9 protein-coding genes are annotated in these 13,065 nt (G+C 73.8%); 2 read left to right on the top strand and 7 right to left on the bottom strand.

Going from position 1 to position 13,065, the window contains the following annotated elements; all coding sequences use genetic code 11:
- Window positions 1-75: 75 nt before the first annotated feature.
- From AC3EN4_RS26285 to AC3EN4_RS26260, 6 genes are all read right to left on the bottom strand, one after another.
- Window positions 76-1,389: a DEAD/DEAH box helicase gene (locus AC3EN4_RS26285; protein WP_435208620.1), complete on the bottom strand. Its 1,314-nt coding sequence runs from the start codon at window positions 1,387-1,389 to the stop codon at window positions 76-78.
- A 225-nt stretch (window positions 1,390-1,614) separates the two neighbouring features.
- Window positions 1,615-1,818, bottom strand: a complete 204-nt coding sequence (gene cspE, locus AC3EN4_RS26280) for a transcription antiterminator/RNA stability regulator CspE (protein ID WP_007464836.1) — start codon at window positions 1,816-1,818, stop codon at window positions 1,615-1,617.
- Window positions 1,819-2,044: 226 nt separating this feature from the next.
- Window positions 2,045-5,473 (bottom strand): ATP-dependent helicase, encoded by a 3,429-nt coding sequence (locus AC3EN4_RS26275; protein ID WP_435208618.1) that lies wholly within the window; start codon window positions 5,471-5,473, stop codon window positions 2,045-2,047.
- 55 nt (window positions 5,474-5,528) lie between these two features.
- Entirely contained in the window at window positions 5,529-9,041 is a 3,513-nt protein-coding gene (locus tag AC3EN4_RS26270; RefSeq protein WP_435208616.1) for an ATP-dependent helicase, read from the bottom strand.
- Between the two features lie 126 nt (window positions 9,042-9,167).
- Complete coding sequence (locus AC3EN4_RS26265; RefSeq protein WP_422736797.1) at window positions 9,168-9,713, bottom strand: LOG family protein; 546 nt, start codon at window positions 9,711-9,713, stop codon at window positions 9,168-9,170.
- Window positions 9,713-10,576 carry an LOG family protein gene (locus tag AC3EN4_RS26260; protein ID WP_435208615.1) on the bottom strand — a complete coding sequence of 288 codons (864 nt, stop codon included), beginning with the start codon at window positions 10,574-10,576 and terminating at the stop codon, window positions 9,713-9,715. Before AC3EN4_RS26260 ends, AC3EN4_RS26265 begins: the two co-directional genes overlap by 1 nt.
- A 154-nt stretch (window positions 10,577-10,730) precedes the next feature.
- On the opposite strand from AC3EN4_RS26260, the gene AC3EN4_RS26255 reads away from it, so the two are divergent.
- Window positions 10,731-10,901: a hypothetical protein gene (locus tag AC3EN4_RS26255; RefSeq protein ID WP_422736799.1), complete on the top strand. Its 171-nt coding sequence runs from the start codon at window positions 10,731-10,733 to the stop codon at window positions 10,899-10,901.
- 39 nt (window positions 10,902-10,940) lie between these two features.
- Here the strand turns inward: AC3EN4_RS26255 and dapE are convergent, their stop codons facing one another.
- A complete protein-coding gene (gene dapE, locus AC3EN4_RS26250) occupies window positions 10,941-12,014 on the bottom strand; it encodes a succinyl-diaminopimelate desuccinylase (RefSeq protein WP_433535600.1) in 1,074 nt (357 codons plus the stop codon).
- A gap of 78 nt (window positions 12,015-12,092) precedes the next feature.
- Between dapE and dapD the strand changes: the two genes are divergently transcribed.
- Entirely contained in the window at window positions 12,093-13,052 is a 960-nt protein-coding gene (gene dapD / locus AC3EN4_RS26245) for a 2,3,4,5-tetrahydropyridine-2,6-dicarboxylate N-succinyltransferase (RefSeq protein ID WP_435208612.1), read from the top strand.
- Window positions 13,053-13,065 lie beyond the last annotated feature (13 nt).

Raw genomic sequence — 13,065 nt, 5'->3', positions numbered from 1 at the left:
GAACGGTCAACCGGCGGCGGAAACGAACCGACCCGCCCCGCCGGAGCGGAACGGGTCGGTGCCGTGCGGAGCGGATCAGACCGTACGGGGGCGGCGCGGACGGCGGGACCGGCCCGACGCGCGGTGCGCGGAGCGGGGTGCGCCGTCCGTGGCCGAGCCACCCGCGGCCCGACCCCGGGTGGCCGCCACCTGCGGGGCGGCGATGGTGACCGGCACGCCGGAGGGCTCACGGGCCCCGGTGACCCGGGCCAGCGCCTCGTCACCCGGGCGCACCTGGACCGACTGCGGGCGGATGCCGGCGGTGGCCATCAGCCGGGACACGTCGCGGCGCTGCTCGGGCAGGACCAGCGTCACCACCGAGCCGGACTCACCGGCGCGGGCCGTCCGACCACCCCGGTGCAGGTAGTCCTTCGCCTCGGTCGGCGGGTCCACGTTGACGACCATGTCGAGGCCGTCCACGTGGATGCCCCGGGCCGCCACGTCGGTGGCGACCAGCGCGGTCACCTGACCGTTGCGGAACTGCTCGAGGATGCGGGTGCGCTGGGGCTGGGACTTGCCGCCGTGCAGCGCGGCGGCGCGTACCCCCTTGGAAAGCAACTGGCGGGCGAGCCGGTCGGCGCGGTGCTTGGTGCCCATGAACAGGATCGTGCGGCCCTCCCGGGCCGCGATCCGGGCCAGCGCGTCGGGCTTGTCGAGCGCGTCGACGTGCAGTACGTGGTGGGTCATCGCGGTGACCGTGGCGGTGCCCGGGTCGACCGAGTGGGTCACCGGGTTGCTGAGGAACCGGCGGACCAGCCGGTCGACGCCGCCGTCCAGGGTGGCGGAGAAGAGCATCCGCTGACCCCGCGGGGCGACCTGCTCCAACAGCTTGGTCACCTGCGGCAGGAAGCCCATGTCGGCCATCTGGTCGGCCTCGTCCAGCACGGTGATCTCCACCTGGTCGAGCCGGACGTCACCGCGGTTGATCAGGTCGTGCAGGCGGCCGGGCGTCGCCACCACCACTTCGGCGCCGGCGCGCAGCGTGTCCGCCTGACGCTGCAACGACAGTCCGCCGACGACGGTGGCGCAGCGCAGCCCGACGGCGCGGGCGTACGGGGCCAGCGCGGTGGTCACCTGCTGGGCCAACTCACGGGTGGGCACCAGCACCAGGGCCAGCGGACGACCCGGTCGGGCCTTGCGGCCGGCGGTACGGGAGAGCAGGGGAAGCCCGAAGGCGAGCGTCTTTCCGGAGCCGGTGCGACCCCGACCGAGCACGTCCCGGCCGGCGAGCGAGTCGGGCAACGTGGCCGACTGGATCGGGAACGGCTCGGTGATGCCCTGCGCGGTCAGCGCGCTCAGCAGCGCCGGGGCCAGACCGGTATGGGCAAAAGACGGAACAACTGTGGTCACGCAAAAGCCTTCCTCGACGCGGCACGTGTCGAGGGAGGGTGCCGAACTCGGCACTGTGTCAACCGGCGACGCAGGGCCGCCAGGACTCACAAGCACGAACCGATTGGAGTACGGGCCGGCCCGCCGCCGGGCCGGCACCTGCGGAGGCAGGCGGCGGCGGGGCGGGCCGGTCCCGTCACCGTCACACCCGGAGGGCGCGACAGGTAATGCTGACCGATCCGAAGATCAGAGCGGGCGGATGTTCTCCGCCTGCGGGCCCTTCTGGCCCTGGGTCACCTCGAACTCGACCCGCTGGTTCTCGTCCAGGCTCCGGTAGCCGGAGGACTGGATCGCCGAGAAGTGGGCGAAGACGTCAGCGCCGCCGCCGTCCGGGGTGATGAAGCCGAAGCCCTTGTCAGCGTTGAACCACTTCACGGTGCCAATAGCCATGTGTTTCGTCTCCTTGACGGAACGTCGAGCCCGCACGTGTTGCGGACTCGAAGAGGAGCGCTCCGCGCGGGAATGCGCGAATCGCCTGTCGCTTCTGGTCGCCCCGCCCGGAGAACTCCGGACACAACAAAGAGCGCCTGGGGCCACAATCCCGCCAGGCGCACACAGAGTCTCTGGTAACCAAAACTGCAACCCGGTCAACGTACCACGGATTTCCCCGTGATGGTCAAACCTGGGTGGAATCCACCGGCAGGTGAGCGATCATGGCGGTGAGCCCGGTCACGTCCAGCAGATCGGTCGGACGGACGGTCACCCCCTCCCGTACGTAGTGGAACGCCGCGCCCACCCGCTCCACCGGAACACCGGCCAGCTCGGCCCAGGCCAGCCGGTACACGGCCAGTTGGACCGCCGCCACCTGGGCCGCCGGTCCGGTGGGACGCGCGCCGGTCTTCCAGTCGACCACGTCGAACCGGTCGCCCGGCCGGGCGAAGACCGCGTCCATCCGCCCCCGGACCACCACCCCCGCGATCACCGTGGCGAACGGCACCTCCACCTCGACCGGCACCCGGTCGGCCCACTCGCTGGCCAGGAAGCGCTCCTGAAGCTCGACCAGCGCCTCGTCCGGTGCGGCATCCGCGTCCGCCGCACCGGGCAACTCGTCCACGTCGAGCAACCGGTCGGCGCCGAAGCGCTGCTCCAGCCACGCGTGAAAGGCGGTGCCCCGGCGGGCGTACGGATTGGGCTCGGTGGGCACCGGACGGCGCAGCGTACGGGCCAACGCCGCCGGGTCACGCCGCAACGCCACCAGCTGGGTGACGCTGAGCTGCCCGGGCAGGGCCACCTCGACCGCGCCGGAGAGTCGGGTCAGCTCGGCCCGCTCGGCGAGCAGCAGGTCCGCCTCGCGCCGCCAGCGCGCCACCTCCGGATCGGCCTCCGGCTCGACCGCCTCGACCTGCCCCGCAGGCTCGACGTCCGATCCGATCGACAGCACCGGCCCGACCGGCCCGGGCAGCGCCGAGGCCGGACCATCCGTCATCAGTCGGCGGACCAGCCCGGCCGCCTCGGCCAACGCCGGCCGGCGGCCACCCAACGGATCGGCCGGCCACTCCGCGCGGAGCACCACCTCGGCCGTCGGGTTCGTGGCGTCCGGGGTGGGCTCCGGCGTCCACGCGTCGACCAGGTGACCGGGGCCGCCGTCCAGACAGGCGTCGTACACCTCGGTCAGGAAGACCGACGGACCCCGCGGCCGCTTCGTGCCCTCCCCCCACCAGTACCCGGAGCAGAGCAGCAGCCGGCGCGGCCGGGTGACCGCGACGTACGTGAGCCGACGTTCCTCGCGCTCGTCGTGCGCCCGCCAGGCATCGGTGAAGTCGGCCACCGCCCGGGCCACGGCGCGCTGGTCGGCCGCCTCGTCGAGCGCCAGCTCGGGCAGCCCGTCGGCGTCCCCGCGCAGCGGGAACGGCAGCACGCCCAGACCGCCCAGCCAGTGGTCGGAGTTGCGGACCGGACCGGGCCACGAGCCACGGCACAGGCCCGCCACCGCCACCACGTCCCACTCCAGGCCCTTGGCGGCGTGCGCGGTGACCACCTGCACCGCGCCCTCCACGACCTCGACCTCGCCCGGCGCGAGGCCGCGCTCCTCGTCCTCGGCCGCGGCCAGGTAGGACAGGAAACCGGACAGCGTCGCGCCGGGCGTCTCCCCGCTGAACCGGGCCGCCACGTCGGCCAGCGCGTCCAGGTGACCCCGGGCCAGGCCGGCGTCGCCCGCGCCGTCCCGGCCGGCACGCACCGCGACCTCCACGTCCAGGCCGATGGTCCGCTCGATGTCCGCGATCAGATCCGGCAACGCCTGGTCCAGGCGGTAGCGCAACAGCGCCAACTCGGTGCCGTACGCCCGCAGCCGCGCGAACCCCTCCGCCGAGTACGCCTGCGCCGGCCCGAGATCGGCCAACGCCTCCACCAGGGTCGCCTCGTCCAGCAGGTCGGGGCTGATGTCCGAGTCCTCATCGACGGCCACCTGTTGGCGGGCCTTCGCGATACCCCGCGCCCGTCGGTGCAGCGCCACCAGATCACGCGGCCCGATCCGCCACCGGGCGCCGGTGAGCAACCGCAGCAGGGCGGCCCCGTCGGTCGGGTCGGCCAGCACCCGCAGCGTGCACACCACGTCCCGGACCTCGGGGGTGTCCAGCAGGCCGCCCAGCCCGACCACCTCCACCGGCAGGCCGCGCTCACGCAGCGCCGACTCGATCGCCGGGATCTGGCTGCGGACACGGACCAGCACGGCCGTCGTCGGGCGCTGCGCCACCGGAATGTGCTCGGGCGCCGCGCCCGGCATCCGGGCCGCGCCACGCCACGCGGCGAGCACGCTGTCGGCGATCCACGCGGCCTCGTCGGCGTACGTGTGCAGCAGCGCGCAGTGCACCGTGCCCCCGGCCGCCCCGCCGGGGCTGCGGTGCGGAATCGGGTCCCGGACGGTCAGCGCGGACCGGAGCTCCGGAACCCGTGCGCCGGCCGCCCGCAACGGCGTGGAGAGCGCGTTCGCCACCCGCAGGATCTCCGGGCGGTTACGCCAACTGGTGGTCAACCCCAGTGCCCGCGCCGGCTCGCCGTCGGAGCGCGCGAACTCGGTGGGGAACCGGTCGAGGGTGCCGGCGCTGGCACCCCGCCAACCGTAGATCGACTGGCACGGGTCACCCACCGCGGTCACCGGGTGCCCACCGCCGAACAGCGCGTTGAGCAGCACCACCTGGGCGTGGCTGGTGTCCTGGTACTCGTCGAGCAGCACCACCCGGAAGCGGTCCCGCTCGATCTCGCCGACCGCCGGGTGGTCCCGGGCCACCCGGGCCGCCCGGGCGAGCTGGTCGGCGAAGTCCATCGCCTCGAAGTCCAGCTTGCGCCGGGCGTACGCGCGCACCAGCGGCAGCAGACGCAGCCGGGTCTGTTGCAGGGTGAGCGCCTTGCGCACGTCGGCGTAGACCCGGCCGGGGCGCGACTGCACCTCGGCGAAGAACCGACCGGTCCAGGCCGCCAGCTCGTCCGGGCCGACCAGGTGCTCGTCCAGCTCCCCGGCGAGCGCCAGCACCGCGTCGGTGATGGTGCTCGGCATCCGGTCCACCTCGGACATGTCGCCGTCATAGTTGCGTACCAACAGGTCGACCAACTGCCAGCGGGACGCCTCGGTCAACAGCCGGGTGGACGGCTCGTAGCCGGCCCGCAGACCGTGCTCGGTGACGATCCGCCCGGCGTACGAGTGGTAGGTGGAGACGGTGGGTTCACCGGCGAGCGGGTCGTCGAGCGGGTCGCGGCCGTGCCGGCCGACCCGGCGGATCAGTTGGTCGAGTCGGGTCCGGACCCGGTGGGCCAGCTCACCGGCGGCCTTGCGGGTGAAGGTCAGCCCGAGGACCTGCTCCGGACGCACGTACGAGTTGGCCACCAGCCAGACCACCCGGGCGGCCATCGTCTCGGTCTTGCCGGAACCGGCCCCCGCGACGACGAGCAGCGGCTCCACCGGGGCGGCGATGATGGCGGCCTGCTCGCGGGTCGGCGCCGGCAGCCGCAGCAGCTTGGCCAGCTCCACCGGCGTGTACCGGGGGCCGGAGTCGGCGAGCCGGGGCGTCGGCGCGGGACCCGCGCCGAACAGGGTGGGCTGGGTCACTGTGTCATCTCAGTTCGGGACTGCGGGGCTCGCAACACCGGCTCACTCCTCGCCCTCACGGGTTCTCCGGGGGACGGACGGTCGGCGGCTCGACCACCTGGCGTCCCTGCCCGGAGACCGGACAGCTGGTCCGCACCGGGCAGACCCGGCACTTGGAGTTGGCCACCGCGGCGAACGTGGCGGCTGCCATCGTATCGGCGGTCCGCCGGACCAGCGCCGTCGCCCAGCCGGCCGCCGGCCCCTCCCCCGCCGCGGGCTGGTTCTGCTCCCGGGCGTCCTTCGCCGACGTGCCGAGCTGCACCAGCGCCGCACCACCGGACTCGTCGCCGAACTCGGCGAACGCCCCCGCCTCGACCGCCGCCTGGTACGCGCCGAGCTGCGGGTGCTCGGCCAGCTCGCTGCCGGTGACCGCGGTCGACTTGCCGGTCTTGAGGTCGATCACCACCAGCCGGCCGGCCTCGTCGACCTCCAGCCGGTCGACCCGCCCGGCCAGCTCGACCGGACGGTGCGGATCGTCCAGGCGCACCGCGAACTCGTGCTCGATGGCGAGCAGCCGGCGCGGGTTGGTGGCCAGCCAGCGCAGCAGCTTGTCGACCATCGCCTCGGCGCGCTCGCGCTCGGGCCCGGCCATCCAGCGGGCGGCCAGCTCGATCGCGTCGAACCGGGCGGCCACGTAGTCGAGCAGGGCACCCCGGTCGGCGCTGGCGTCCTCGGCGAGCATCGCGGCGGCGTGCACCAGGTTGCCCACGCCCTGCGCGGTGCTGGTCGGGCCGCTTCCGCCGTGCCGTTCCAGCAGCCAGCGCAGGCTGCACCGCAGCGCGCTCTCCATCGCCGAGGGTGTCACCCGCACCGGCTCCCCGTCGTCGACGAGGGGCCGGTCGTCGGAGAGCGCGCGCAGCCCCCACCAGTCGTCGGGGTGCGCGCCGGGCACTCCGGCGGCGGCGAGCCGCGCCAGCTCGGCCGCCGCGGCGCGCCGCCGGGCCGCCGGCGCGGCCGGGTCGATGATGACGATACGCAGCTCGGCGACCAGCGCCGGCAGGGTGAGCGCCCGGGGCGGCCGGGTGACCGGCAACGCACCCGGTTCGGCCGGCCCGTCGTCCTCGTCGGCCAGACCGTCACCACCACCGACGGCCGCGTCGGTGGCGGCCCCGCCGTTGCCGACCGCGCTGCTGGTGGAGGCGTCGGTGGCGGGCCCACCACCGGTCGGGCCGGTGCGCGGGGCGGGCGGGTTCGGCGGGGCGGTGGGCGGGGCGGGCGGGTTCGGCGGGGCGATCGGACCCAGCTCGTGCAGGAACCGGCTGGGCTGCTCCTCGTGGTCGTCGCCACCGACCGCCGCCGACGCCACCGCGCTGACCAGCAGGCGGTGCCGGGCCCGACTGATGGCGACGTGGAACAGCCGGCGCTCCTCGTCGAGCAGCGCCGAGGTCTGGCCCACCACGTTCGCGGCCCGGGCGCCCCCGACGGACCGGCCGGCCAGGACGTCGACCAACCGTTCCGAACCGAGCAGGCTGCCGCGCAGGCGCAGGTCCGGCCAGATGCCCTCCTGGACGCCGGCGATCGCCACCAGGTCCCACTCCAGACCCTTCGCGGCGTGCGCGGTGAGTAGTCGTACCGCCGCGCCCCGGTCGGCGGTCGGCGCGATGGTGTCCGCCGGCAGGTCCTGCGCGAGCACGTGGTCGAGGAAGACCTCGGTACGCGCGCCGGGTAGCCGGTCGGTGAAGCGGGCCGCCGCGTCGAAGAGCACCAGCACGGCGTCCAGGTCGCGGTCGGCCGCCTCGGCCCGCCGACGCCGGGCCAGGTCGCCCTCGCCGGCCACCGGCCGCCCCTGGGCGATCGCGCCGGCCCAGCGCTCGGCCAGCCCACTGGCGTCCCAGACCTCCCAGAGGACGGTCTCGGCGGTGGCACCGGGTTGGGCGGCGGCGTCCCGGGCGGTGGCCAGCAGCCCGGCGACCGCCTGCGCCGGCTCCGCCCAGCGCCGGTCGATACCGGCCAGCTCCGTCGGGTCGCGCAACGCCTCGACGATCAGCTCGCCGGACGGACGGCGGTCGCCCCCGGCCAGCGCCAGGGCGCGCAGCCCCTGCCGCAGCCGCCGTTCGGCAAGCGGATCCGCGCCACCCAGCGGCGAGTGCAGGAGCGCGACCGCGGCCTCCTCGTCCAGCCGGTCCGGCTCGAGGGCGCACCGCAGCAGGAGCAGCAGCGGCGCCACCGCGGGTTGCAGGTGCAGCGGCAGGTCCTCGCCGTGCACCACGGTCGGTACGCCGGCGGCGTGCAGCGCGCGTTGCAGGGTCGGCAGTTGCAGGGCGGTGGAGCGCACCAGCACCGCCATCCGCGACCACGGCACACCGTCGAGCAGGTGGGCCGAGCGCAGCATGTGGGCCAGCCAGGCGGCCTCGCTGGTGGCCGACCGGAAGGTGTGCACCTCGACCACGCCGGCGGGAGCGTCCGGCAGCGGACGCAGCCGGCGGTGCGCCGTCGGACCGCGGAGCCGGCGGCCCAACCGGGCCATCGCGTCGAGCAGGACCGGCCCGGCCCGGTACGAGGTGTTCAGCAGCACCTGCGCGGCCGGTGCTCCGGAGGCCGTCCGGAACCGGTGCCGGAAGGTGGACACACCGGCCGGGTCGGCGCCCCGGAAGGCGTACGTGGAGGAGTCGGGGTCGGCGAACGCGACGAGCGACTTGCCACCGCCGGCGATGACCGAGAGCAGTTCGAGTTGGGCGGGGTCGTTGTCGGCCAGCTCGTCGACGTACACGTGGGCGAGGCGGTGGCGCTCGGCGGCCAGCAGCTCCTCGTCGTCGCGCAGCAGACCGGTGGCGGCCCGGACCAGCTCGGCCGGGTCGTACGCGATCGAACCCCGGTTGCTGACGTCGCGCAGCGCGAGCACCTCGACGTACTCCCGCAGGAAGCGCGCGGCGGCCGGCCAGTCGGCGCGACCGAGCCGCTCGCCCAGCCGGGCCAGGTCGCCCGGACCCACACCGCGTTCGGCGGCGCGCATGAGCAGGTCACGCAGCTGGCCGGCGAAGGCCCGGGTGCGCAGGGCCGGACGCAGGTCGGTGGGCCAGCCGACCGGGTCGTCCTCGGGCGTCTCGCCCACCACGTCGAGCAGCTCACGGATGATCAGATCCTGCTCGGGGCCGGTCAGCAGGCGGGGTGACGGTTCGCCACGCTCGGCGGCGGCGCGGCGCAGCAGCCCGAAGGCGTACGCCGGGAAGGTACGCACCAGCGGCTCACGCAGCACCCGGTAGCCGTCCTGCGCGACCCGGGCCTCGATACGTTGGCGCAGCGCGGTGGCGCCACGACGGCCGAAGGTCAGCACGAGGATCCGTTCCGGGTCGACCCCCTCGGCGACCCGGGCGGCGACCGCCTCGACGAGGGTGCTGGTCTTGCCGGTGCCGGGACCACCGACGACGAGCATCGGCCCGTCGGTGTGGCCGACGATCTCGGTCTGGACGGGATCGGCGTGCCAGCGTGGGCCCGTTTGGCCGGTGGCGACGACAGCACCGTCACCGGACGCGGCCCCGTCCCCCAGCGCCGGCCCGTCGGGCCGCCGCACCAACCGGTACGCCTGCATCACCAAATCCCATCACCCCCCTACGACAGCAACCCCACCCCACGCCGTCGCGTCGGTCGTGTGGGTGGCGGCACGACACGCCGACGGCCCTGCCGCCACCCGCACGACCGACGCGGTGGCTCGGAGTCAGGGTAGGTGGGACTCCAGCGCCTTGAGCGCCTCGGGGACCGTGCCGACCACGGTCAGCAGGTCGAGGCCGGCCGGTTTGAGGAAGTGCTGGTCGGTGATGGTGTGCAGCCAGTCCAGCAGGGGCCGGTAGAAGCCGTCGGTGTCGATCAGCACCATCGGCTTGGCGTGCAGCGCGAGGGTGGCGGTGGTCCAGACCTCGAACAGCTCGTCCAGGGTGCCCAGACCGCCGGGCAGCGCGAGGAAGGCGTCCGACCTGTCGATCATCAACGTCTTGCGGTCGGCCATCGTGTCGGTCACCAGCAGTTCGTCCGAGGCCAGGTCGGCGACCTCCAGGTCGACAAGCGCCTGCGGGATGACACCCACCGTGCGCCCACCGGCGGCCCGGGCGCCGTCGACCACCGCGCCCATCATGCCGACGCAGCCCCCGCCGCTGACCAGCGTGTGCCCGCGCCGGGCCAACTCCGCGCCGGTCTCGGTGGCGAGGTCGAGCCAGCGTTGGTCGAGGGTACGGGAGGAGGCGCAGAAGACGCAGACGGCGGCCATCAGCTCTCCCGGGGCCGGTCGGCGGACTGCTCGGCGGCGGCCTGCTGGTCGGCGCCGGTCCGCGCCACGGCCTCGTCGCGGACGGCCTCCTGCTCGGCCGAGAGCGCCGCCTCGGCCTCGACGATGTGCCGGACGGCCGCGTTGACGTCGTCGGTGAGACAGATCAGGTCCAGGTCGACCGGGCCGATCTTGCCGGTGGCGGCCATCGTGTCGCGCAGCCAGTCGAGCAGCCCCTGCCAGTAGGCGACCCCCATGAGCACGACCGGGAACCGGGTGACCTTGCCGGTCTGCACCAGGGTCAGCGCCTCGAAGAGCTCGTCCATGGTGCCGAACCCACCGGGCAGCACCACGAACGCCTGCGCGTACTTGACGAACATCGTCTTGCGGGCGAAGAAGTAGCGGAAGTCGATGGCCAGGTCGACCCAGTCGTTGATGCCCTGCTCGAACGGAAGCTCGATACCGAGCCCGACGGAGAGCCCGCCGGCCTCGGTGGCGCCCCGGTTGGCGGCCTCCATCACGCCCGGCCCGCCACCGGTGATCACCGCGTAGCCGGCTCGGGCGAGCGCGCCACCCAACTCCTCGGCGAGCCGGCACTCGGCGGTCTCCGGACCGCTGCGGGCCGAACCGAACACGCTGACGGCCGGCGGCAGGTCGGCGAGGGTGTCGAAACCCTCGACGAACTCGGAGAGGATGCGCAGGGCACGCCAGGCGTCCTTGGTCTTCCAGTCGCCGCGTCCGCGCGAATCCAGCAGCCGCTGGTCGGCGGTGCTGTTCGGGATGGCACCCCGCCGCAGCGTGACAGCGCCCCGGTGCCGCTCCTGTCCGGGACCGCGGCCGGCCTCCCGCCCGTTGTTCTGGCTCATGCAGCAACCGTAGTGGAGCGGCACACCGTCGGGGTCCGGGGCGGGGAGCCGGAGAAATAGTTCGCGATCAAGGGCAACTATTTGGCGGTCCCGTACGTCTTACTATTCACATACCGGGTATGCCCCGGCGCGCGCCTTCGGGGGAGGAGACAGCGTGATCAGCAACAGCGAGATGATCCGGATCCGTCGACAGATGCAGCGACGGATCCGAGACGTGGTGGCCGAGCGCCGCCGCACCCGCGCCCTCGATCCCGCCTTCTCGCCCGCCGCCGCTCCCTCCGGAGCCGACCAAGAGGTTCGCGCCGCCGACAACGGGCCAGGCTGACGCGAACCTCTTGGTCACCGGCAACGGGGGTGACCGGGATCAGGCGGGCGCGAGCCAGCGGTGCAGGGTCGCCGCGCCGTCGCGGATCTTGCTGATCTCGACGTGCTCGTCGGGGTGGTGGGCGAGGTTCGGATCGCCCGGGCCGAAGTTCAGCGCGGGAATCCCCATGGCGGCGAACCGGGCCACGTCCGTCCAACCCAGCTTGCCGATCGGGGCGGCGCCGACCGCCGCCAGGAACTCCTTCGCCGGGGCGGCGCTGAGCCCGGGCGGGGCGCCCGCGATCGAGTCGGTGACCCGCACCTCGAAGCCGGCGAACACCTCACGCAGGTGCGCCTCCGCCTCGGCCGGGGTCCGGTCGGGGGCGAACCGGTAGTTGACCTCGACCTCGCAGAGGTCCGGGATGACGTTGCCGGCCACCCCACCGTTGATCCGTACCGCGTTCATGCCCTCGCGGTAGTCGCAGCCGTCGATGGTGACCCGGCGCGCCTCGTACGTCTGGAGGCGGCGCAGCACCTCCCCGGCGCCGTGGATGGCGTTCACCCCGTGCCAGGAACGCGCCGAGTGGGCGCGTACGCCGGTCGTGGTGACCACCGAGCGCATGGTGCCCTGGCAGCCCGCCTCGACGATGCCGTACGTCGGCTCCAGCAGCACCGCGAAGTCCGCCTCCAGCCACTCCGGGAACGCCTGGGCGACCAGGTTCAGCCCGTTGTACCGGGACTCGATCTCCTCGGCCTCGTAGAAGAAGTACGTGATGTCGTAGCGCGGGTCGGGCAGCGTCACGGCCAGGTGCAGCGCGTACGCGACGCCGGACTTCATGTCGGAGGTTCCGCAGCCGTACATCAGGTCGCCGCGCATGGTCGACGGGAAGTTGTTGTTCAGCGGCACGGTGTCGAGGTGACCGGCCAGCACCACGCGCTGCGAGCGGCCCAGGTCGGTACGCGCCATCACCGTGTTGCCGTGCCGGTGGGTGGACAGGTGCGGTACGCCCCGCAGCACCTCCTCGACGCAGTCGGCGATCGCCTTCTCGTTGAGGGACACGGACTCTATGTCAACCAGTACGCGGGTCAGCTGCACCGGATCGGCGAGGACCTCGGGGGTCAGCGGGTTCTCCATGGTTCGCACGGTACCTTCAGGTCTGTCAGCGCGAGGAGCGAGCCGAGGCCGGCGTGGCCGCGACCGAGAGGGTTAACAGTGACGTCCGCAGATTCCGCCTGGGGCATCGGCCTGGCCACCGTCACCGCCGACGGGCAGGTGCTCGACACCTGGTACCCGACCGGCAAGCTGGGCCTGGGTGAGCTGCCGCTGGTCGCCGGTGAGGACAAGTCGGACGTGCTGGACCTGCCGCCGGGCGCGCTGGGCGACCGGCCGCTGCCCGGTCTGCGTACCGTGCAGGTGGTCACCGTGATCGGCTCGCTGGACGACCCGATCAAGGACGCCTCCGACGCGTACCTGAGGTTGCACCTGCTCTCCCACCGCCTGGTGCGGCCCAACCAGCTCAACCTCGACGGCATCTTCGGCAAGCTGGCGAACGTGGCCTGGACCTCCGCCGGGCCGTGCCCGCCGGAGCGGGTGGACGAGCTGCGGGTGATCGAGCGGGCCGCCGGCCGGCACCTGTCGGTGTACGGGGTGGACAAGTTCCCCCGGATGACCGACTACGTGGTGCCCGCCGGCGTGCGGATCGCCGACGCGGACCGGGTCCGGCTCGGCGCGCACCTGGCCGCCGGCACCACCGTGATGCACGAGGGCTTCGTCAACTTCAACGCCGGCACCGTGGGCACCTCGATGGTGGAGGGGCGGATCGTGCAGGGCGTGCTGGTCGGCGACGGCTCCGACATCGGCGGCGGCGCCTCGATCATGGGCACCCTCTCCGGCGGCGGCACCGAGAAGGTCAGCATCGGCGAGCGGAGCCTGATCGGCGCGAACGCCGGCGTCGGCATCTCCCTCGGCGACGACTGCGTGGTCGAGGCCGGTTGCTACATCACCGCCGCCTCCAAGATCACGCTGCCGGACGGCCGGGTGGTCAAGGCCCGCGAGTTGTCCGGCGTCGACGGCCTGCTGTTCTGGCGCAACTCGGTGAACGGCGCGCTGGAGGCCCGCCCGCGCACCGGCCGGGGCATCGAACTGAACGCCGCCCTGCACGCCAACGACTGACGTCCCCGCCGGG

The sequence above is a fragment of the Micromonospora sp. bgisy143 genome (assembly GCF_057708145.1).
The sequence above is the reverse complement of the archived record's forward strand: the minus strand, read 5'-3'. Positions and strand labels throughout refer to the sequence as shown.

Coding starts and splice junctions, on each gene's coding strand:
- dapE (WP_433535600.1), bottom strand. CDS start 12,014: ATGGAGAACCCGCTGACCCCCGAGGTCCTCGCCGATCCGGTGCAGCTG.
- AC3EN4_RS26265 (WP_422736797.1), bottom strand. CDS start 9,713: ATGGCCGCCGTCTGCGTCTTCTGCGCCTCCTCCCGTACCCTCGACCAA.
- AC3EN4_RS26270 (WP_435208616.1), bottom strand. CDS start 9,041: ATGCAGGCGTACCGGTTGGTGCGGCGGCCCGACGGGCCGGCGCTGGGG.
- AC3EN4_RS26260 (WP_435208615.1), bottom strand. CDS start 10,576: ATGAGCCAGAACAACGGGCGGGAGGCCGGCCGCGGTCCCGGACAGGAG.
- cspE (WP_007464836.1), bottom strand. CDS start 1,818: ATGGCTATTGGCACCGTGAAGTGGTTCAACGCTGACAAGGGCTTCGGC.